Below are 20,589 nucleotides of genomic sequence, written 5' to 3' on the forward strand. Positions count from 1 at the left end.
AGCTTGTCAGAAATCGGGTGGTTTGGACGCGCCATGGCTCCTAAATCAGACACCATGATGACACTCGCCATACATGATCAGCGCCTGGCCAAGCCGGGCCTCCAGAGCGCCGCCCTGCGCGACTATGATTCAGTGCGGCGCGCCATCGCGTTCATCTCGGAACATTGGCGTACGCAGCCGACCATCGAAGCGATGGCCGATGCCGCCGCCGTGACGCCGGATGAGCTGCACCACCTGTTCCGCCGCTGGGCCGGGCTGACGCCGAAGGCCTTCATGCAGGCGCTGACGCTCGATCACGCCAAGAACCTGCTGCGCGATTCGGCCAGCGTGCTCGACGCGGCACTCGACTCCGGCCTCTCGGGGCCGGGACGGCTGCACGATTTGTTCGTCACGCACGAGGCGATGTCACCAGGCGAATGGAAGACTGGTGGCGGCGGCATGACGCTGCGCTACGGCTTCCACCCCTCGCCGTTCGGCACCGCGATCGTGATCGCAACCGACCGCGGGCTGGCGGGGCTTGCCTTCGCCGACCCCGGCGACGAGCAGACCGCATTCGCCGACATGAAGCGGCGCTGGCCGAACGCGATTTATGTCGAGGACACCGACGGCACCACCGCCCTGGCGCAGCGCGTGTTCGATACGCGGCTGTGGCGAGCGGACCAGCCGCTGCGCGTCGTCCTGATCGGCACCGACTTCGAGGTGCGGGTGTGGGAGACGTTGCTCAAGATCCCGATGGGCCGCGCAGTGAGCTATTCGGACATCGCCTGCAACATCAACAACCCGAAGGCGTCACGCGCCGTCGGCGCCGCGGTCGGCCGCAACCCGGTGTCGTTCGTGGTGCCCTGCCATCGCGCACTCGGCAAGAGCGGCGCACTGACCGGCTATCACTGGGGCGTCACCCGCAAGCAGGCGATGCTGGGCTGGGAAGCCGGTCAGGTCGGGTTGCACTGAGCGCGCGCGGACAAAGCGTCCGGTCTCTCACCGTCATCCTGAGGTGCTCGCGCAAGCGAGCCTCGAAGGGTCGACGGCCACGAGCGGGGCCGTGCATCCTTCGAGGCTCGCCCAGCGGCGCAATTGCGCCGCAAGGCTCGCACCTCAGGATGACGGGACGGTGATATTGACCGCTTCAGCTACCCGGCCAGATCGACCTTCGAGGCCACGGTGGAATCGGCGTTGAGCCGGTAGACCACCGGCGCGCCGGTCGCGAGCTCGCGCTTGAGGATCTGCTCGGGCGAGAGCTTCTCCAGCACCATGATCAGCGCGCGCAGCGAGTTGCCGTGGGCGGCGACCAATGTGCGCTGGCCGCGCAGCACGCCGGGCAGGATCTCCTGCACGTAATAGGGCAGCGTACGCGCCAGCGTATCCTTCAGGCTTTCGCCGCCGGGCGGCGGCACGTCGTAGGAACGGCGCCAGATCAGGACCTGATCCTCGCCCCACTTCTTGCGGGCGTCGTCCTTGTTGAGACCCGAGAGATCGCCATAGTCGCGTTCATTGAGCGCGAGATTCTTCGTGGTCGGCAAGCCGGTCTGGCCGATCTGCTCCAGCATCAGCGTCAGCGTGTGCTGCGCACGGGTGAGATCGGAGGTGAAGGCGACATCGAACGACAGATCCTGCGCCTTCAGCTTGCGGCCGGCATCCTTGGCCTCGGCGACACCCTGTTCGGTGAGATCAGGGTCCTTCCACCCGGTGAAGAGGTTCTTCAGATTCCATTCGCTCTGACCGTGACGAACGAGCACAAGAAGACGATCACTCATTTCTGATTCCGTTTTCGCTTAGCTGGATTTGATTTCGTCGAGCGGACTCAGTCGCTCAACCCGAGAACGTCGGCCATCGAATACATGCCGGGCTTCTTGCCGTGCGCCCACAGCGCCGCCTTCAGCGCGCCCTGCGCGAACAGCGCGCGATCCTCGGCATGATGCGACAGCGTGATGCGCTCCGAGGGACCGGCAAAGATCACGCTGTGATCGCCGGCCGCGGTGCCGCCGCGCAACGAGGCGAAGCCGATATCGCCGGCACGCCGCGCGCCGGTCAGGCCATCGCGGCCGCGTGCCGAATGCTGGTCAAGCGCGATCTTGCGGCCGGCCGCGGCGGCTTCGCCGAGCATCAGGGCGGTGCCCGACGGCGCGTCGATCTTGGACTTGTGATGCAGCTCGAGAATCTCGATGTCGAAGCTCTGGTCGAGCGATTGCGCGACGCGCTTGACCAGCGCGGCGAGCAGATTGACGCCGAGGCTCATATTGCCCGACTTCACCACGATGGCGCGGTTGGTGACGCTCTTGATCACCGCATCGTCGGACTGCGACAGGCCGGTGGTGCCGATGACATGAACGAGGCCGCGCTCGGCGGCGATCGCGACATTGGCGATGGTCGCGGCCGGCACGGTGAAATCCAGGATGCCGTCGGCACCCGCCGACATCGACCACAGATCGGCCGACAGCTTGACGTCATTGGCGGGAAGGCCGGCGAGCACGCCGGCATCCTTGCCGAGCAGTTCCGAGCCCGGCGCTTCCAGCGCGCCGACCAGCACCGCCCCCGGGGTTTCGGAAATCACCCGCACCAGCGTGCGGCCCATCCGGCCGCCAGCTCCCGCAACAATCAGACGCATGTCAGCCATGGCTCACCTCTGCACGCGATATAGCGAGCAAAGGCTGTTCCGGCAACCGAACCGGCGGCCCCGGCTACGGGCTGGCGTGCCCCTCGATGATGATCAGGTCGGCGATCGAGTGCGGCTGCCGGACCTTGATGTTGGCCTGGTATTCGGGCGAGTTGTAGCAGGCGAGCGCGGTCTCATAGTCCGGGAATTCGATCACCACGTTGCGCGAGCGGCTCTGGCCTTCCACGCTGGCGAACCTGCCGCCGCGGACGATGAACTTGCCGCCGAATTTCTGGAAGATGGCCGGATTGGCCGCCATATAGGGCTTGTAACCCTCATCGTTATGAACGTCGACGCGTCCAATCCAGTATCCCTTCGCCATCTCTGTTCTCCCTTGTTGTTGGTTCAGGCGAGCGCCTGGGCGATCTCAGCGTGAATGGCTTCGGCCGCGGCCTTCGGATCCGCGGCTTCCATCACCGGGCGCCCGACCACCAGATAGTCAGCGCCGGCGGCAATGGCACGGGCCGGCGTCATGATCCGCTTCTGGTCGCCGGTCGCCGAGCCCGCGGGGCGGATGCCCGGCGTCACCAGGCTGATCTGATCGCCGACGATTGTGCGCAGGGCGGCGGCTTCCTCGGGCGAGCTGACGAGGCCGTCGACACCGAGCGCCTGGGCCTGCCTGGCGCGGGCCTCGACGAGATCGGAGACGTTGAGGCGATAGCCCGCCGCGTGCAGGTCGGCGTCGTCGTAGGAGGTCAGCACCGTCACCGCGAGGATCTTCAGGCCGGAGCCTGCGCGCGCCTCGACCGCCGCCTTCATGGTCTGCGGATAGGCGTGCACGGTGAGAAAGGTCGCGCCGAGACCGGCGACGCTTTCGACCCCGCGCGCGACCGTGTTGCCGATGTCGTGCAGCTTGAGATCGAGAAAGACCTTCTTGCCGCGGCCTGCCAGCTGCTTCGCCAACACGAGACCACCGGCATAACCGAGCTGATAGCCGATCTTGTAGAAGGTAACGCTGTCGCCGAGCCTGTCGATCATCGCCTCGGCCGCCACGACCGACGGCACATCGAGCGCCACAATCAACCGGTCTCTTGGCGCGATCCCTGGAGCGATCTGGGCTGGCTGCATGTCACCTCACATCATGCGTTGGGAATGGTCGATCAGCTGCCGCACCAGCGCCCGCATCGTGTCGATGTCGGCCTGGTGCTTCAGACGATCCATATCGTCATAGGCCTGCTCGGCGAATGACAGCGCGAGCTGGTTCGGGATCACGGTGGCGTGGCACGCCGACAGGATCAGCCGCAGCGCCGCCAGCGCGCGGGTGCCGCCGAGCCGGTTGCCGGATGCCGCAGCGATCGCGAACACGCGCTCGCGGAACACCTGGCCGCGGGTCTCCTGCGGATCCTGCACGCGGCTCACCCAGTCGATGGTGTTCTTCACCAGCGCCGGCACCGAGGAATTATACTCCGGCGTCACGATCAGCACGCCGTGATGGCCGCCGATCATCCGCTTCAGGTTGACGGCGTGCTGCGGCACGCCCGATTTGGCCTGCAGGTCGCCGTCATAGATCGGCAGCGGAAAATCACCGAGCGAGATGCGGGAGATGTCGGCGCCCAGCTGCGCGAGCTCGTGCGCCAGCACGGCGGCCAGCTTCGCATTGAGCGAGCCTGATCGAAGCGATCCCGGGATCACGAGGATTTTCAACGCGGACATTTCGAAATCGCAGGTTGGGCACGCGCCCAGCGCGACGATGCTGAGCGATCAGCCCTTGCGATACACCCAGACCCGCGCGGGCGGAAGGTTCATCCAGATCCGCTCCGAGGCCTCTGTGGACACGCCCGGCAGCGACTTCGGAATCGGGGGCGCCACCGAATAGGTGAACTGGACGAAGGGCGCGCCGGGCGCGAGTGCCAGGAAGGCGTCGCGGATCAGCTTCAGGCGGGTCAGCATCGGCTTGGTGACCAGCGGTAGACCGGAGACCACGGCCGAGGCCGGAGACTTCATGACGTCCCACAGCGTGTCGCGCAGCCGGTAGGCGTCACCCTGGACCACCTTGGCCTGCGGATAGCGTTCGCGCAACAACGCGCAGAAGCCGGGATTGTATTCAACCAGGACGAGACGCTTCTGATCGACGCCGTGCTCGATCAGCGCGTTGGTGATCGCCCCGGTGCCGGGCCCAAGTTCGACGACAGGCCCTTCCGCGTCGGGATCGACATATTGCGCCATGGTGCGCGCAAGCAGCCGACCGGACGGCATCACCGCGCCCATATGCAGCGGCTTCTCGATCCATGAACGGAGAAAACGAACCTCGTCGTCGAGACGGAGGGGCTTCTTCGACGCACGCACGGACGATTGCAGAGGCATGTCGCTACCAGGCGGGACCGCGCACAATCGAGCGGTTGTCAGAAAACGTTCACAAACACGTATAGATCGAAGTCGTTACGGTCAAGCGTAACGACTGCGGCTAGACGGAACGGTTTCCGAAGAAGTCCTTGACCTTAGAGAAGAAACCCGCTGCCTCCGGCTGGGTTGCGCCGGACGACAGTTTTTCGAACTCCATCAGCAATTCTTGCTGTTTCTTGGTCAGATTCTGCGGCGTTTCAACCACGACCTGGACATACATGTCGCCGGTCTGACGTGAGCGGAGCACCGGCATACCCTTTGATGCGATGCGGAATCGCCGGCTGGATTGGGTGCCGGCCGGCACCTTCACCTTGGTCTTGCCCTTGTCGATGGTCGGCACTTCGAACTCGCCGCCGAGTGCTGCGGTGACCATCGAGATCGGCACGCGGCAATGCAGGTCGGCGCCATCGCGCTGGAAGAACTGGTGCGTGGTCAGCGACAAGAAGATGTAGAGGTCGCCGGGCGGTCCGCCGCGGACACCGGCCTCGCCTTCACCGGCGAGACGAATGCGGGTGCCGTCCTCGACGCCCGGAGGAATGTTGACCGACAGCGCACGCTCGCGCGTCACCCGGCCGGAACCGGCGCAGGAGGTGCAGGCGTCCTCGATCATCTGGCCGCGGCCCTGGCAGCCGGGGCAGGTGCGCTCCAGCGTGAAGAAGCCCTGGGCCTGCCGGATACGCCCGGCGCCGCCGCAATGCGAACAGGTCTTCGGCTTGGTGCCGGCCTTGGCGCCGGTGCCGGAGCAGGATTCGCAGGTGACCGAGACCGGGATCTCGATCTGCGCGGTCTTGCCCTGGAAGGCCTCCTCGAGCGTGATCTCCATGTTGTAGCGCAGGTCGGCGCCACGTTCGCGGCCGCCGCTGCGGCGCTGCCCGGCCATGCCGAACAGGTCCTCGAAGATGTCGGAGAAGGATGAGGCGAAGCCGGCGCCGAAGCCGGGGCCGCCGCCGCCCATGCCCTGCTCGAAGGCGGCATGGCCGAAGCGGTCATAGGCGGCGCGCTTGTCGCCGTCCTTCAAGACCTCATAGGCCTCGTTGATTTCCTTGAACCGGACTTCGCTGGTGGCGTCGCCCGGATTCTTGTCCGGATGCCATTTCATCGCGAGCTTGCGGAAAGCCGATTTCAGCTTGGTCTCGTCCGCGTTCCGCTCAACCTCGAGGGTCTCGTAATAGCAGCGCTTGGTGGACATCCTTCAATTCCGTCCGAAGTTCATCGCGATCGCCAAAGGTCGCGCCAGGGATTGCGTTGACGATTGCGTCAAGGATTGCGCCTGTCTGGAAGATGCAGCGATCGCCTTAAAGAAAAATGACCCCCACTCCTCCGAGACGCGGCGCGTGCTCTTTGGTGTGAGGGTCATGATCGCAAATCCGCTTAGGCAGACTTCTTGTTGTTCTTGTCGTCGTCGACCTCGGTGAACTCCGCGTCGACAACGTCATCCTTCGCAGCGTCCTTGGCCGCGTCGGCCTCGGCCTGCTGCTTGTACATCGCCTCGCCGAGCTTCATCGAAGCCTGCGCCAGCGTGTTGGTCTTGGCCTTGATCGCCTCGGCGTCGTCGCCCTTCAGCGCTTCCTTGAGGTCGCTGACGGCGTCTTCGATCGCGCGGCGCTCGGTGTCGGCGATCTTCGAACCGTGTTCGGCCAGCGCCTTCTCGGTCGAATGAACCAGGCCATCGGCATGGTTCTTGGCGTCGACGGCCTCGCGGCGCTTCTTGTCCTCGGCCGCGTTGACCTCGGCGTCCTTGACCATCTTGTCGATGTCAGCCTCGGACAGACCGCCGGACGCCTGGATCCGGATCTGCTGTTCCTTGCCGGTCGCCTTGTCCTTGGCCGAGACGTTGACGATGCCGTTGGCGTCGATGTCGAAGGTCACCTCGATCTGCGGCATACCGCGCGGAGCCGGCGGAATGCCCATCAGGTCGAACTGGCCGAGCATCTTGTTGTCGGCCGCCATTTCACGCTCGCCCTGGAAGACGCGGATGGTGACCGCGCCCTGATTGTCTTCGGCGGTCGAGAACACCTGGCTCTTCTTGGTCGGGATCGTGGTGTTGCGGTCGATGATCCGGGTGAACACGCCGCCCAGCGTCTCGATGCCCAGCGACAGCGGGGTCACGTCGAGCAGCAGCACGTCCTTGACATCGCCCTGCAGCACGCCGGCCTGGATCGCAGCACCGATCGCGACGACTTCGTCGGGATTGACGCCCTTGTGCGGCTCCTTGCCGAAGAACTGCTTCACGACTTCCTGGATCTTCGGCATGCGGGTCATGCCGCCGACCAGCACCACTTCGCCGATCTCGCCGGCGGTCAGGCCGGCATCCTTCAGCGCCTTGCGGCACGGCTCGATGGTCTTCTCGACGAGGTCGGCCACCAGCGCCTCGAACTTGGCGCGGGTCAGCTTCATCGTCAGATGCTTCGGACCGGTCTGGTCGGCCGTGATGAACGGCAGGTTGATTTCGGTCTGCGTGGTCGACGACAGCTCGATCTTGGCCTTTTCAGCGGCTTCCTTCAGACGCTGCAGCGCGAGCTTGTCGTTGCGCAGGTTGATGCCCTGCTCCTTCTGGAATTCGTCGGCGAGATAGCCGACCAGGCGCATGTCGAAATCTTCACCGCCGAGGAAGGTGTCGCCGTTGGTCGACTTCACCTCGAACACGCCGTCGCCGATCTCGAGGATCGAGACGTCGAAGGTGCCGCCGCCGAGGTCGTACACGGCGATCGTGCCGGACTTCGACTTGTCGAGACCATAGGCGAGCGCGGCAGCCGTCGGCTCGTTGATGATGCGCAGCACTTCGAGGCCGGCGATCTTGCCGGCGTCCTTGGTGGCCTGACGCTGCGCGTCGTTGAAATAAGCGGGAACGGTGATGACGGCCTGATCGACCTTCTGGCCGAGATGCGCCTCAGCGGTCTCCTTCATCTTCTGCAGAATGAAGGCCGAGACCTGCGAGGGCGAATAGGTCTTGCCGTCGGCTTCGACCCAGGCGTCGCCGTTCGATGCCTTGACGATCTTGTAGGGAACGAGCTTCTTGTCCTTCTCGACCATCGGGTCGTCATAGCGGCGGCCGATCAGGCGCTTCACCGCAAAGAACGTACGCTCGGGATTGGTCACCGCCTGGCGCTTGGCCGGCTGTCCGACAAGGCGCTCGCCATCGTCGGTGAAGGCAACGATCGACGGCGTCGTCCGCATGCCCTCGGCATTCTCGATCACCTTGGCGTTCTTGCCATCCATTACGGCGACGCACGAATTCGTGGTGCCGAGGTCGATCCCAATGACCTTACCCATGATTTTGATATCCTCTTTGCTACGGCAGGTTGGTTGGGCCCTGACGGCGCTCCGTACCGAACCCCCAGACGTTCACATACTCGCGATATTGCGACGGTGAGCCTGATATAGGAGAGAGGGTCCTGCCCGCAAGGACTGGACGCAACGTTGAGGCCTGAAAAGACTGACGTTTGAAAGATTGTGTCAGTCCGACTGCGGCACCGGTTCAAGCCCAAGGCAACCCCGGGCCAAGTTAACAAATCGGCAATGATGCGGCGCGCCGCCGACCGCGAATGTCCGCCGCGCGACGTCAGCGCTGTTGAGTGAACGCTCACAAACGTCGTATGCGAGAGCGGCGCACGGGTCGAGGGCGCGCTGTTTGGCCGCTGGCGGCCAATCTCGGAAACGTCGGGAAACTGGAAAGTGCCTGCCAATCAGGGCGAAAAGCCCACGGAATCGGGCTCGCAGGCCCGGAGCGGAGATCTGGCGGCCTGTTGCAGGGTCATCAAAACCGCTAAAAGCGGTCCGACTGAAAGAGGCCATCCAGCCCTGCGCCCGGCCCCGCTGCGCGGCCACCAAGCAAAACCGGTAGATCCCCCATGACGCCTTTTCGAGTTCTCTTTGCGGTTGCCTTGCTGATTGCTGCCACCTGTCGTGGCTTTGCCGCCGACGTGGTGTTTCCGCCGGGCGCGCATGTCGGGATGAAACCGCTGGTGGGCCTCGTCCGCGCCAAGTCGTTCATCGGCTTCGAGACCGAGGATCAGGGCGTCAAGGTGCTGATCGCCGACCTGCCCGCCGACGCCTACAACGAGGTCGTGAACGCCTTCAAGGCCAACCCCGCCGGCACCGGAAACATCAAGCCCGAGAGCCTCGAAACGCCGGCCGGCCTTGCCTACTACACCGTGGAGAGCGCGCGCGACGGTGCTAGCAATGTGCGGCGCTATTCCATGATCCTGCCGGGACCGACCTTCTCCGGCTATGTCGCGGTGCAGGTGCCGGAGAACGCGAGCAAGATCTACACCGACGATGCCGTGCGGCAGATGTTCGCCTCCGCCGAGATCCGCAAGGAGGTGCCGGTCGACGAGCAGCTCGGCATGATGCCGTTCAAGGTCACCGAGCTCAGCGGTTTCAAGAATATCCGCATGCTGGCACCGGGCGCGGCGCTGCTGATGGCCGATGGCGACGACAAGGCTCTTGAAACCAAGCCCTTCATGCTGCTCGGCATCATCGGCTCGGCCCCGGCCACGCCCGATGATCGCGGCCGCTTCGCCCAGCAGATCGCGACCACGATCCCCGGCGTGCGCGACGGACGGATCACCATGTCCGAGCCGATCCGGATCGACGGTCAGCCCGGCTTCGAGACGCGGATCGACGCCGTCAGCGGCAAGGACAACACCCCGGTGACCATCGTGCAGTGGCTGCGGTTCGGCGCGCAAACATCGATGCGGATCATCGGCAGCTCGCCGCGCACCGATTGGGAGAAGGCCTTCCCGCGCTTCCGCGCGGTGCGCGACGGCATCCAGCCGCGCGGCTGATCAGCGGTCCATTGCCCCGGTCGGAAAAATCCCACTTTCGTCGTTCGCCGAACGGAACTAGCCTCCTCGCACGGTTATCAGAGCGAGGAGGGGCGCGATGTTGGATCGACGACAGGTTGTTGCAGGCCTCGGTACGCTGGCGCTGGCGACGCTGGTTCCAAGGAGCCTGTGGGCGGCTGCGATCAAGCCCGACGATGGCTCCGCGCTGCTGGTGATCGACGTGCAGAACTGCTTCCTGCCCGGCGGCAGCCTTGCGGTGAAGGACGGCGAACAGGTGGTGCCGATCATCAACAAGATCGCCAAGAGCTTTGCCAATGTGGTGATGACGCAGGACTGGCACACGCCCGGACACGTCTCCTTTGCCTCGACCCATTCCGGCAAGAAGCCGTTCGAAACCATCGACCTCGCCTATGGCAAGCAGGTGCTGTGGCCCGACCATTGCGTGCAAGGCACCGACGGCGCAGGTCTGTCGAAGGACCTCGCGATCCCGCAGGCCGAGCTGATCATCCGCAAGGGATTTCACAAGGACGTCGACAGCTACTCGGCCTTCACCGAAGCCGACGGCAAGACCACCACCGGGCTCGCCGCCTATCTGAAGGCACGGAACGTCGGGCGGGTTTTCGTGGCCGGGCTCGCCACCGATTTCTGCGTGGCGTGGACCGCGCTCGATGCGCGCAAGGCCGGCTTCGAGACCTACGTGGTGGAAGATGCCTGCCGCGGCATCGACACCCAGGGATCGCTCGCCAAGGCCTGGGATGACATGGCCAAGGCCGGCGTCAAGCGCATCCAGTCCTCGGATATCGCCTGACACGCCGCCGCTCGAGATTCGCATGGCCGAGTTCGCGTCACCCGTTGCATTCGATCTCGCGCAGCGCCTGCCGTCGCCGCGCTTGGCGGGCCTGATCGCCCGGATCACGGGTTATCGCGAGATCGCGACCGGCAGGTTCGCGCAGCGGCAGAGCGCGCCGCTCATCGTGCCGCTGATCATCAGCTTCGGCTCGCCGTTCCTGATCGCGCTGTCGCGCCAGCCCAGCGCGGCCGATCGTCAATCGAGCTTCGCCGCCGGCCTGCATGCAGGGCCGGTCTATATCGAATCCGACGGCCAGGCCGCCTGCGTGCAGGTGGATTTCACGCCGCTCGGCGCCTACCGCTTCTTCGGCGGCGCGGTGACCGAGCTGGTCGGGCGCATGGTCGAACTCGACGATGTGCTCGGCCATGAGGGCCACCGGTTGCGCGAGCGGCTCGGCGCGGTGGCGTGCTGGCAGCGCCGCTTCGACCTGATCGAGGCCTTCGTGCTGCGCCGCGCCCGCCATACGCCGTCGCCCGATGTCGCGTTCGCCTACCGACGGCTGGCGCGTTCGGCCGGCGCTGTCAGCATCACGGCGCTGGCCGACGAGATCGGCTGGAGCCGCAAGCATCTGGTCGGCCGGTTTCGAACCGAGCTCGGCCTCGCGCCGAAATCGCTGGCGCGGATGATGCGGTTTCACCGGGCGAGCCGGCTCGCACTAGACGGATCCAAACTTGGCTGGGCGGGGATCGCGGCGGAAAGCGGCTATGCCGACCAGGCCCATCTCGCCCGCGAGTTCGTCGAATTCGCCGGCGAACCGCCAACCGCCTGGGCGCGCCGCCAGGCGCTGACCGACCGCCGGCTGGTTCACGCCGACGACGGACTGCCGGACTGGTAACAAACCTTCAAGCCGGGACCGCGTTGGCTCGTGCAGAGTGGCCCCATCAGCCAAGGAGGCCACGACCATGACGCACGACATCGAACCGCCCCGCATCTACCCGACCCTGCGCTGCAAGGACACTGAAGCGATGACCGCCTGGCTCAAGACGGTGATCGGATTCACCGAGCACGTGGTCTATCGCAACGACGGCGTGATCCACCATGCCGAGCTCGCCTACGGCTCCTCGATGCTGATGCTGGGCCAGGCGCGCGACGATGCCTATGGCAAGCTGGTTGGTGATCTCTCCGGCCGCCGCACCGATTCAATCTACGTCGCCGTCGACGATCCCGACGCCCTGCATGCGAAGGTGCGGGCCGCGGGCGCAAAGATCGAAATGGAACTGCGCGACACCGACTATGGCAGCCGCGATTTCGCCTGCCGTGATCCGGAAGGGAATCTCTGGAACTTCGGCACCTATTGGCCGAAAGCGCATGAGAAGCCGCTGCCGTGACGCCACGACAGCGCGCTCATCCGTTTGCAGATTGGACCGATCAGACCGTGAAGTCGGCGCTCGGCGCAGCCTTGGCGCCGCCCTTGGAGACGCCGACCAGCGCCGGACGCAGGATGCGCTCGCCGATCATGTAGCCGGCCTGCACCACCTGCACCACGGTGCCCGACGGCACCGACGGATCGGGCACCTCGAACATCGCCTGCTGGAAATTCGGATCGAACTTCTCGCCGATCGGATCGAACTTCTTGACGCCGTTCTTCTCCAGCGCGTTGAGCAGCGAACGCTCGGTCAGCTCGACGCCTTCGATCAGCGCCTTCAGGCCGGGATCGGCGGCTTCCTTGGTCTCGGCCGGCACCGCGTCGAGCGCGCGCTGCAGATTGTCGGCGATATCGAGCACGTCGCGGGCAAAGCCGGTGATGCCATAGGTCTTGGCGTCGGCCACCTCGCGGCGGGTGCGCTGACGGAGGTTCTCCATCTCGGCCAGCGTGCGCAGCGTGCGGTCCTTCGCCTCGGCGAGTTCCTTGGCCAGCGCCTCGGCCGATCCGACCTCGGGATCGTCAGGCATGATGTAGGGCTTCGAGACCACGGGCTCACCCGTCGGCGCCGAATTCTCGGTGTTGTCATTGGCCCGGTTCGGATCGGTCATGGCTTGCCTTCTCGAAAACTCGCGTCGGTTCAAATCTTGGGGATTGGCTGCCCGGGATATCGTGCTTTAGGCGGCGAAAATCAAGCGCAAGATACCGGTTTCGGGCACAGGGATCTCCGGCTTGGGTGAACGAAACCCGTCAAATGAAAGCGAAATCCACTCCGGTCAGCCGCCCAGCATCTTGCTGACGATGCGCGCGGCATAATCGACGGTCGGGATCACCCGCGCATAGTTCAGCCGGGTCGGCCCGATCACGCCGAGCACGCCGACGATCCGGCCCTGGGCGTCGCCATAGGGCGCGATGATGGTCGAGGAACCCGACAGCGAGAACAGCTTGTTCTCCGAGCCGATGAAGATCCGCACGCCCTCGCCGCGCTCGGCGCGGCCGAGCAGGTCGATCACGCCGCGCTTGGTTTCGAGGTCGTCGAACAGCGACTTGATCCGCTCGAGATCGTCGAGCGCGTGCAGATCCTCGAGCAGATTGGCGTGGCCGCGCACGATCAGCTGGCGGTCCTCGCTCTCGCCGCCGGACCAGCTCGCGATGCCGGCCGCGACCACCTTTTGCGTGAGCAGGTCGAGCTCGGCGCGGTTTTGCGTCAAGGCGGTCTCGAGCTCGAGCCGGGCTTCGGCCAGCGTCCGGCCGCGAATTCGCGCATTGAGGAAATTGGTCGCTTCGGTCAGGGCCGAGGATGGAACGCCCGGCGGCAGCGCCAGCACCCGGTTCTCGACCTGGCCGTCTTCGCCGACCAGCACGACCAGCGCCTTCTCCGGCTCCAGCCGCACGAATTCGATGTGCTTCAGCCGCGCATTCGACTTCTGCGTCAGCACGACGGCCGCGGCACGGGTCAGCCCCGACAGCCGCGTCAACGCCTCGCCAAGCGCCGCCTCGACGGATTGCGCACGGCCGACGGCGGCAAGCTGGGTCTGGATCGATTGACGCTCGGCTTCGGTGAGGTCGCCGACCTGCATCAGGGCGTCGACGAAGAAACGCAGGCCGAGCTCGGTCGGCAACCGGCCGGCAGAGGTGTGCGGCGCATAGATCAGGCCGAGCTGCTCGAGGTCCGACATCACATTGCGGACCGAGGCCGGCGACAGCGGTAAGGCGATCAGGCGCGAGATGTTGCGCGAGCCGACCGGCTCGCCGGTCGCGAGATAGCTTTCGACGATTTGACGAAAAATATCGCGCGAACGCTCGTTGAGCTGGGCAAGCCCGGCATGCGGCGCGATCAGGCCGATCGGATCGTGGTGAGTCACACTCCAGTCCCTCACAATTACTGCCTAATTTGTCGATCCGGAGGGCCGGTGACAAGCATGCATTCGGCCCTCTGGTACCGGACCAATCCGGGGCCGAAAACCCTCGCCAAAACCCTTGCCGCTGCCCCCTGCCCCTCCTACAAGCACGCCCAGCCATATCTGTCGGATTTTTGGAGGTTTTCATGCGGCCAAGCCGCCGTGCGCCCGATGAGCTGCGCCCCGTGTCGCTGGAACGCGGCGTCGTCAAATACGCCGAGGGTTCCTGCATGGTGAAGTTCGGCGACACCCATGTGCTGGTGACCGCGACGCTGGAAGAGCGGTTGCCGCCATGGCTGAAGGGCCAGGGCCGCGGCTGGGTCACGGCCGAATACGGCATGCTGCCGCGCGCCACCCTGGAACGCACCCGCCGCGAGGCCTCCGCCGGCAAGCAGGGCGGCCGTACCGTCGAGATCCAGCGGCTGATCGGCCGCTCGCTGCGCGCAGCCGTCGACCTCGAGGCGCTGGGCGAGCGCCAGATCACGGTCGATTGCGACGTCATCCAGGCCGATGGCGGCACCCGCACCGCCTCGATCACCGGTGCCTGGGTGGCTTTGGCCGACTGCCTCAACTGGATGAAGACCCGCAATATGCTGAAGGCCAACGTGTTGCGCGACAATGTGGCCGCGATCTCCTGCGGCATCTATCAGGGCACGCCGGTGCTCGACCTCGACTATGCCGAGGACTCCGAGGCCGAAACCGATGCCAATTTCGTCATGACCGGCGACGGCCGCATCATCGAAGTGCAGGGCACCGCCGAGAAGACGCCGTTCACCCAGGATGAATTCCTAGCCCTGATGGCGCTGGCGCGCAAAGGTGTCGCGCGTCTGGTCGACTTGCAAAAGATCGCGGTGGCGTAGTCAGATTGGTCATGCATCGCCGAATCACCGGAAGGCTCGTGATCGCCACCCATAATCCCGGCAAGCTTGCCGAGATGCGGGAACTGCTGGCGCCGCACGGCGTCGAGGCGGTGTCGGCCGGCGAGCTCGATCTGGTCGAGCCCGAGGAGACCGGCGACAGTTTTCGCGCCAATGCGGCGATCAAGGCGATCGCGGCGGCGAAAGCGACCGGATTGCCGGCCTTCGCCGACGATTCCGGCCTGGTGGTCGACGCGCTCGACGGCGCGCCCGGGATCTATTCGGCGCGCTGGGCCGGCGAGGGCAGGGACTTCATGGCGGCGATGACGCGGATCGAGCGGCTGCTGCAGGAACGCGGCGCCACCGCGCCGGACCAGCGCAAGGCGCACTTCGTCTCCGCGCTGTGCGTGGCCTGGCCCGACGATCACCTCGAGGAGGTCGAGGCCCGGGTCGATGGAACCCTGGTTTGGCCGCCGCGCGGCACCGCCGGATTCGGCTATGATCCGGCTTTCCTGCCGGACGATTACACGCGGACCTTTGGCGAGATGAGCAGCATCGAGAAGCACGGCCTGCCGCCGCTCGGACTCGGCCTGTCGCATCGCGCCCGCGCCTTCGTGAAGCTCGCGGAGATCTGCCTTGAGCCACGCTGAACGAGAAGCTTTCGGCGTCTACGTGCACTGGCCGTTCTGCCTGTCGAAATGCCCGTATTGCGACTTCAACAGCCACGTGCGGCATGCGCCCATCGACGAGGCGCGCTTCGTGCGCGCCTTCGCCCGCGAGATCGAGACCACCGCGGCGCGGGTGCCGGGACGCGAGGTGTCCTCGATCTTCCTCGGCGGCGGCACGCCCTCGCTGATGCAGCCGCAGACCGTCGGCGCCGTGCTCGATGCCATCGGCAAGCACTGGCGGGTCTCGCGCGACGTCGAGGTCACGCTCGAGGCCAACCCGACCAGCGTCGAGGCGACGCGCTTTCGCGGCTATCGCACCGCCGGCGTCAACCGCGTGTCGCTCGGCGTGCAGGCGCTGGACGACGCGTCGCTGAAAGCATTGGGCCGTCTGCACACCGCGCGCGAGGCGCTCGACGCGGTGGCGATCGCGCGCTCGGCGTTCGATCGCTACTCGTTCGATCTGATCTATGCTCGCCCCGACCAGACGCCGCGGATGTGGGCCGACGAATTGAAGCAGGCGATCTCGGAAGCGGCCGAGCATCTGTCGCTCTATCAACTCACGATCGAGGAAGGCACGCCGTTCTTCGGGCTGCACGCCGCCGGCAAGTTGCAGACGCCGGATGAAGCGACTTCGCGCGCACTCTACGACGTGACGCAGGAGGTCTGCGCCCGCGAGGGATTGCCGGCCTACGAAATCTCCAACCACGCGCGCGCAGGCGCGGAGTGCAAGCACAATCTGGTCTACTGGCGCGGCGAGGAATATGCCGGCATCGGCCCCGGCGCGCATGGAAGGCTCGACATCGACGGCGTCAGGCACGCCACCGCGACCGAGCGGCGGCCCGAGGCCTGGCTGTTGAACGTCGAGGAGCGCGGCCACGGCGTCGTCACCGATGACCGACTCAACAGCGAAGAGCGCGCCGACGAGTTCCTGCTGATGGGGCTGCGGCTCGCCGAGGGCATCGATCCCAAGCGCTACGCGGCACTCTCCGGCCGCGCGCTCGATCCGCACCGCATCACGATGCTGCGCGAAGAAGGCGCGATCGCCGTCGATGCCGACGGACGGCTGCGGGTGACCAAGTCGGGCTTCCCGGTGCTCGACGCCGTCGTCGCGGATCTCGCGGCCTAGAGCCTAACGAGATTAGGCTGAGCTGGAACGGCGTCCAAGGTTCACCTCTCCCTTGGGAGAGGTCGATTTGCGCAGCAAATCGGGTGAGGGGTTACGGTCTATCGAGAGAGCAAGAGCCCTCACCCGGATTGCTTCGCAATCCGACCTCTCCCAGCGGGGAGAGGTGAACCGAGACCGCGCCAAGCCGATTCAACCAAAACTCATCCCGCCTAGCTGCACGCTGCCAAAATATCGAAAACAACCCCATGCAAAGGAGCCGGCGGGTGCCGGCGCTCGACAAGGCAGCTCCACCGCCCGACGAAAATTAAGCGCCGAAACTCTTCGGCGAGCCCGCAACAGGCGTGCCGCCGCCGGACGCCACCTTCATGACCGCAAGGCCGCGCTCATTGGTGCCGTCGGAGCGGAAGCGGAACAGGCCGTCGATACCGGCAAAGCCCGACGGATTGGTCAGCGTCTCCGGCGCAAAGCGCTGCGCGCCCTGGGTGCGTGCCAGCGCCGCCATCAGCGCGACGGCGTCATAGGCAAGCGTTGCGGTGCGCACCGGCTCACTGCCGTATTTGGTGCGGTAGCGGCCGGCGAAGCTGCGGAAGCCGGACGGATCGGGCGCGGCGTACAGGCCGCCCTGCAAAACGGGGCTCGCGAACACCCGCGGATTGTCCCACAGCCCGGTACCGAGCAGCTGGATGTTGCGCAGGTTGGCGCCGGCTGCGGTCAGCGCGTCGGCGGTCGCAACGACAGAATCACCGTCGTCGGCGATCAGCAGCGCATCGGCCTGGCCGAGCGCCTGCGCCACGGTCCGCGCCGGCGTGGCGCGGTCGGCGCCATATTTCTCGAATGCGACGACGCGGCCGTTCTTGCGGCCGACCGCCTGCTTGAACGCGGCCTCGACCACGTTGCCATAGGCATTGTCCGGCACCATCGCGGCGAACGATCGCTTTCCGATCCCGGAGGAATAATCGACGATCCGATTGATGTCGGACTCCGGCAGGAAGCTCAGCAGATAGACGCCGCGGCCGGCCACGCTCGAATCGGTAGAGAACGCGATCACCGAGGTTCCGCGCGGCCGCGTCAGCTGCGCGACGGCCGGCACCGAGCCTGCGAATAGCGGTCCCAGAATGATCTCGGCGCCCTCGGACAATGCCTGCTGGGCCCCCTGCGATGCGCCCTGCGGGCTGCCGCCGTCGTCCTTGATCAGGAGCTGGATGTTCGGGTTCTGAAATTCCGCCAGCGCCATTTCGGCGGCATTGCGCATCGACTGCGCGGCGAGCCCGGCATTGCCGGACGCCGACAGCGGCAGGATCAATCCGATCTTGACCTGCCCGGTGCCGACCGCCTGCGGTTGCTGCTGCGGACCGGCGGGCCCGGCTTCCGGGTTGCTGCTGGAAAACTGGCTCAGGCTCTGCTGGATGCCGGAACAGGCCGTCAGCAGCGGCGCGCCCACGAGCAGGCCGAGCGCCGTGCGCCGGGTCGCGCCCGACGGCGAGGAGTTGCGGTGATGCGGGCCTTCCATCGTCTCTCTTCTCTTGGCCGACCAGGATCGGCCAGGACTCCATCGACCTCTGATGAGGCGGGTGGATTTGGGCATATTGTCGGCGAATAGTTAACTAAAACAAAAGGATTATGGCCCCGCGGCGCCGTTGCCGCGGCCTTCATTTCCCTCCTCGGCAAGCTCCCGCCACCGCCGTTTTGCGGATGTGGCGCAAGCGCTGCCATCCCTCTAGATTGGCATTATGCGCGCAAAAGCCAGTTCCCTCCACCATTCGGATGCCACGACAGGCGCTGCGGCCAGAACCTTTTCGATCGGCGGCCAGCAGCTGGCCGCGCCCAGGGCTGCGCCCGGGCTCCATCTGGTCGCGACCCCGATCGGAAATCTCGCCGATATCACCCTGCGCGCGCTGGAGACGCTGGCCGGCGTCGACGTCATCGCCTGCGAGGACACCAGGATTACGCGCCGGCTGACCGAGCGTTACGCGATCACCGCCGAGCTCGCGCTCTATCACGAGCACAACGCAGCCCAGGCCCGGCCCAAGATCCTCGAGCGGCTGGCGCAGGGCGCCGCGATCGCGCTGGTTTCCGACGCCGGCACGCCGCTGATCTCCGATCCCGGATTCAAGCTGGTGCGCGAGGTCTGCGCCGCCGGCCATGCCGTCATCGCGGTACCGGGGCCGTCGTCGGTGCTATCAGCATTGTCGGTTGCGGCGCTGCCGACCGACCGGTTCTTCTTCGAGGGATTCTTGCCAGCGAAGGAGCACGCGCGCCGCGCCCGGCTCAACGAGCTCGCCCGGATCGATGCGACGCTGGTGATGTTCGAATCCGGCAATCGCGTGCAGGACACGCTGCGCGACCTCGCCGCCACCATGACCGGACGCGATGCCGCGATCTGCCGCGAGCTGACCAAGCTGCATGAGGAGGTCAAGCGTGCGCCGATCGCCGAGCTAGCGGCGGGCGCGGACGCATTGGAAACCCGTGGCGAATTCGTGCTCGTGATCGGGCCGCCGGCCGACGATGCCGGGGTGATGGACGAGAATTCGCTCGACGACCTCCTGCGCGCGCAGCTTGCCCGCGGCAGCGTCAAGGATGCGGTCGCGCACGCCGTCGAATTGTCGGGCCGGCCGCGTCGCGAGGTCTACGCCCGCGCGCTTGAGCTCGCAAAAGCCATCGGGGACGGCGATGGCGAAGACTGACAGCGCCTCGCCCGAGCGCGTCGCTGCGTTCCGCACCGGGATCTCGGCCGAAAGTCGTGCCGCGGCGCTGCTGATCGCCAAGGGCTATCGCATCCTCGCAAGGCGCTTCCGCACCCCCTATGGCGAGATCGACCTGGTGGCGCGGCGACGCAACCTCGTCGCCTTCGTCGAGGTCAAGGCCCGTGCCAGCCTCGACGACGCCGCCTATGCGGTGACGCCGCGCCAGCAGCAGCGCATCGTCAACGCCGCCCAGGCCTGGCTGATGGCGCATCCCGAACATGCCGAATTTGATCTCAGATTCGACGCCGTGCTGATTGCGCCGAGGAGCCTGCCGCGCCATCTGTTAGCAGCATTCGACGCCAACCCCAATTAACCTCAAGACCTCGCGGGACACGCCTATGAAATTGAAGATCGCCGTCCAGATGGATCCCATCGCGCGCATCAACATCCGCGGCGATTCGACCTTTGCGCTGCTGCTCGAGGCGCAGAAGCGCGGCCACGGCATTTCCTACTACACGCCCGACAAGCTGTCGCTGCGCGGCGAGGAGCTGGTGGCGCCGCTGCAGCTTCTCACCGTGCGCGACGAGGTCGGCGATCACTTCACGCTCGGCGAGCCGAAGCGCGAGGCGCTCAACGGCTTCGACGTCGTGCTGCTGCGGCAGGATCCGCCGTTCGACCTCGCCTACATCACCTCGACCCATTTGCTCGAGCGCATCCATCCGAAGACCCTTGTCGTCAACGACCCGGCCAGCGTGCGCAACGCGCCGGAAAAGCTGTTCGTGATGAATTTCCCGCAGCTGATGCCGCCGACCCTGATCTCGCGCGACCTCGACGAGATCAACGCGTTCCGCGACCAGCACGGCGCCGTCGTCATGAAACCGTTGCACGGCCATGGCGGCGCCGCGGTGTTCCGCGTGATGCCGCAGGACATGAATTTCGGATCGCTGTTCGACATGTTCTCGGTCACCTTCAAGGAGCCCTGGGTGATCCAGCGCTTCCTCCCCGAGGTGAAGCATGGCGACAAGCGCATCATCCTGGTCGACGGTGAATTCGCCGGCGCCGTCAACCGCGTGCCGGCGGCGGACGACCTGCGCTCCAACATGGTGCGCGGCGGCGCGGCCAAGGCGACCGAGCTGTCGGATCGCGAGCGCGAAATCTGCGCCACCGTCGGGCCCGCGCTGCGCGAGCGCGGCCTGCTGTTCGTCGGCCTTGATGTGATCGACGGCAACCTGACCGAGATCAACGTCACATCGCCGACCGGCATCCGCGCCATTGCGCGGCTCAACGGCCCCGACGTCGCGGCGATGATCTGGGATACCATCGAGAAGAAGCGCGCCGCCAAATAGCCCTCCCTTGT

The 20,589-nt window shown here is 65.8% G+C and carries 22 protein-coding genes; 11 read left to right on the forward strand and 11 right to left on the reverse strand.

Annotated features, from left to right (window positions below; genetic code table 11):
* The first annotated feature begins 54 nt into the window (after positions 1–54).
* Positions 55–951, forward strand: a complete 897-nt coding sequence (locus BI327_RS23450; protein ID WP_076863431.1) for a methylated-DNA--[protein]-cysteine S-methyltransferase — start codon at positions 55–57, stop codon at positions 949–951.
* 179 nt (positions 952–1,130) lie between these two features.
* Here BI327_RS23450 and BI327_RS23455 read toward each other — a convergent pair whose 3' ends face one another.
* From BI327_RS23455 to dnaK, 8 genes are all read right to left on the reverse strand, one after another.
* Positions 1,131–1,754: a 2,3-bisphosphoglycerate-dependent phosphoglycerate mutase gene (locus BI327_RS23455; protein WP_076863433.1), complete on the reverse strand. Its 624-nt coding sequence runs from the start codon at positions 1,752–1,754 to the stop codon at positions 1,131–1,133.
* A 47-nt stretch (positions 1,755–1,801) separates the two neighbouring features.
* Positions 1,802–2,614 (reverse strand): 4-hydroxy-tetrahydrodipicolinate reductase, encoded by an 813-nt coding sequence (gene dapB, locus BI327_RS23460; protein ID WP_076863435.1) that lies wholly within the window; start codon positions 2,612–2,614, stop codon positions 1,802–1,804.
* 64 nt (positions 2,615–2,678) lie between these two features.
* Complete coding sequence (locus tag BI327_RS23465) at positions 2,679–2,975, reverse strand: DUF1330 domain-containing protein (RefSeq protein ID WP_076863436.1); 297 nt, start codon at positions 2,973–2,975, stop codon at positions 2,679–2,681.
* 23 nt (positions 2,976–2,998) lie between these two features.
* Positions 2,999–3,721: an orotidine-5'-phosphate decarboxylase gene (gene pyrF / locus BI327_RS23470; RefSeq protein WP_076863438.1), complete on the reverse strand. Its 723-nt coding sequence runs from the start codon at positions 3,719–3,721 to the stop codon at positions 2,999–3,001.
* A gap of 6 nt (positions 3,722–3,727) precedes the next feature.
* Entirely contained in the window at positions 3,728–4,306 is a 579-nt protein-coding gene (locus BI327_RS23475; protein WP_076863440.1) for an NADPH-dependent FMN reductase, read from the reverse strand.
* A gap of 48 nt (positions 4,307–4,354) precedes the next feature.
* The gene (locus BI327_RS23480) at positions 4,355–4,957 is read right to left on the reverse strand and encodes a class I SAM-dependent methyltransferase (protein ID WP_076863442.1); all 603 of its coding nucleotides are present in this window, start codon (positions 4,955–4,957) and stop codon (positions 4,355–4,357) included.
* Between the two features lie 100 nt (positions 4,958–5,057).
* Positions 5,058–6,185, reverse strand: coding sequence for a molecular chaperone DnaJ (gene dnaJ / locus BI327_RS23485; protein WP_076863444.1), 1,128 nt, complete (start codon positions 6,183–6,185; stop codon positions 5,058–5,060).
* A gap of 182 nt (positions 6,186–6,367) precedes the next feature.
* Complete coding sequence (dnaK, locus tag BI327_RS23490; protein WP_076863447.1) at positions 6,368–8,269, reverse strand: molecular chaperone DnaK; 1,902 nt, start codon at positions 8,267–8,269, stop codon at positions 6,368–6,370.
* Positions 8,270–8,847: 578 nt separating this feature from the next.
* Here dnaK and BI327_RS23495 point away from each other — a divergent pair.
* The 4 genes from BI327_RS23495 to BI327_RS23510 all read left to right on the forward strand — a co-directional run bounded on the left by BI327_RS23495 (position 8,848) and on the right by BI327_RS23510 (position 11,961).
* On the forward strand, positions 8,848–9,783 hold the full coding sequence (locus tag BI327_RS23495) for a hypothetical protein (RefSeq protein ID WP_076863448.1): 936 nt from the start codon (positions 8,848–8,850) through the stop codon (positions 9,781–9,783).
* A 97-nt stretch (positions 9,784–9,880) separates the two neighbouring features.
* Complete coding sequence (pncA, locus tag BI327_RS23500; protein ID WP_076863450.1) at positions 9,881–10,591, forward strand: bifunctional nicotinamidase/pyrazinamidase; 711 nt, start codon at positions 9,881–9,883, stop codon at positions 10,589–10,591.
* Positions 10,592–10,613: 22 nt separating this feature from the next.
* Positions 10,614–11,468 carry an AraC family transcriptional regulator gene (locus tag BI327_RS23505; protein WP_076863452.1) on the forward strand — a complete coding sequence of 285 codons (855 nt, stop codon included), beginning with the start codon at positions 10,614–10,616 and terminating at the stop codon, positions 11,466–11,468.
* A gap of 67 nt (positions 11,469–11,535) precedes the next feature.
* Positions 11,536–11,961, forward strand: coding sequence for a VOC family protein (locus tag BI327_RS23510; protein ID WP_076863454.1), 426 nt, complete (start codon positions 11,536–11,538; stop codon positions 11,959–11,961).
* A 40-nt stretch (positions 11,962–12,001) separates the two neighbouring features.
* Here BI327_RS23510 and grpE read toward each other — a convergent pair whose 3' ends face one another.
* The gene (grpE, locus tag BI327_RS23515; RefSeq protein ID WP_076863456.1) at positions 12,002–12,607 is read right to left on the reverse strand and encodes a nucleotide exchange factor GrpE; all 606 of its coding nucleotides are present in this window, start codon (positions 12,605–12,607) and stop codon (positions 12,002–12,004) included.
* Between the two features lie 165 nt (positions 12,608–12,772).
* Positions 12,773–13,861 (reverse strand): heat-inducible transcriptional repressor HrcA, encoded by a 1,089-nt coding sequence (gene hrcA, locus BI327_RS23520; protein ID WP_076863458.1) that lies wholly within the window; start codon positions 13,859–13,861, stop codon positions 12,773–12,775.
* A 182-nt stretch (positions 13,862–14,043) separates the two neighbouring features.
* Between hrcA and rph the strand changes: the two genes are divergently transcribed.
* Genes rph through hemW form a run of 3 tightly spaced genes read left to right on the forward strand, consistent with a single transcriptional unit; the run spans position 14,044 to position 16,548 of the window.
* Positions 14,044–14,757: a ribonuclease PH gene (rph, locus tag BI327_RS23525; protein WP_076863460.1), complete on the forward strand. Its 714-nt coding sequence runs from the start codon at positions 14,044–14,046 to the stop codon at positions 14,755–14,757.
* Between the two features lie 11 nt (positions 14,758–14,768).
* Positions 14,769–15,404 (forward strand): RdgB/HAM1 family non-canonical purine NTP pyrophosphatase, encoded by a 636-nt coding sequence (rdgB, locus tag BI327_RS23530; RefSeq protein ID WP_076863462.1) that lies wholly within the window; start codon positions 14,769–14,771, stop codon positions 15,402–15,404.
* Positions 15,391–16,548 carry a radical SAM family heme chaperone HemW gene (hemW, locus tag BI327_RS23535; protein ID WP_076863464.1) on the forward strand — a complete coding sequence of 386 codons (1,158 nt, stop codon included), beginning with the start codon at positions 15,391–15,393 and terminating at the stop codon, positions 16,546–16,548. The genes rdgB and hemW overlap by 14 nt, the downstream gene beginning before the upstream one ends.
* 304 nt (positions 16,549–16,852) lie before the next feature.
* On the opposite strand, the gene BI327_RS23540 is transcribed toward hemW, so the two are convergent.
* On the reverse strand, positions 16,853–18,058 hold the full coding sequence (locus BI327_RS23540) for a penicillin-binding protein activator (protein WP_076863466.1): 1,206 nt from the start codon (positions 18,056–18,058) through the stop codon (positions 16,853–16,855).
* Between the two features lie 220 nt (positions 18,059–18,278).
* Here BI327_RS23540 and rsmI point away from each other — a divergent pair, with 220 nt between their 5' ends.
* From rsmI to gshB, 3 genes are read left to right on the forward strand one after another with little or no spacing between them, the layout of a single operon-like run.
* Entirely contained in the window at positions 18,279–19,232 is a 954-nt protein-coding gene (rsmI, locus tag BI327_RS23545) for a 16S rRNA (cytidine(1402)-2'-O)-methyltransferase (RefSeq protein WP_076863467.1), read from the forward strand.
* Positions 19,219–19,605, forward strand: coding sequence for a YraN family protein (locus BI327_RS23550; RefSeq protein ID WP_076863469.1), 387 nt, complete (start codon positions 19,219–19,221; stop codon positions 19,603–19,605). The genes rsmI and BI327_RS23550 overlap by 14 nt, the downstream gene beginning before the upstream one ends.
* A 25-nt stretch (positions 19,606–19,630) precedes the next feature.
* Positions 19,631–20,578 carry a glutathione synthase gene (gene gshB / locus BI327_RS23555; protein ID WP_076863471.1) on the forward strand — a complete coding sequence of 316 codons (948 nt, stop codon included), beginning with the start codon at positions 19,631–19,633 and terminating at the stop codon, positions 20,576–20,578.
* Positions 20,579–20,589 lie beyond the last annotated feature (11 nt).

Source organism: Bradyrhizobium mercantei (assembly GCF_001982635.1).
Classification (GTDB): Bacteria; Pseudomonadota; Alphaproteobacteria; order Rhizobiales; family Xanthobacteraceae; genus Bradyrhizobium; species Bradyrhizobium mercantei.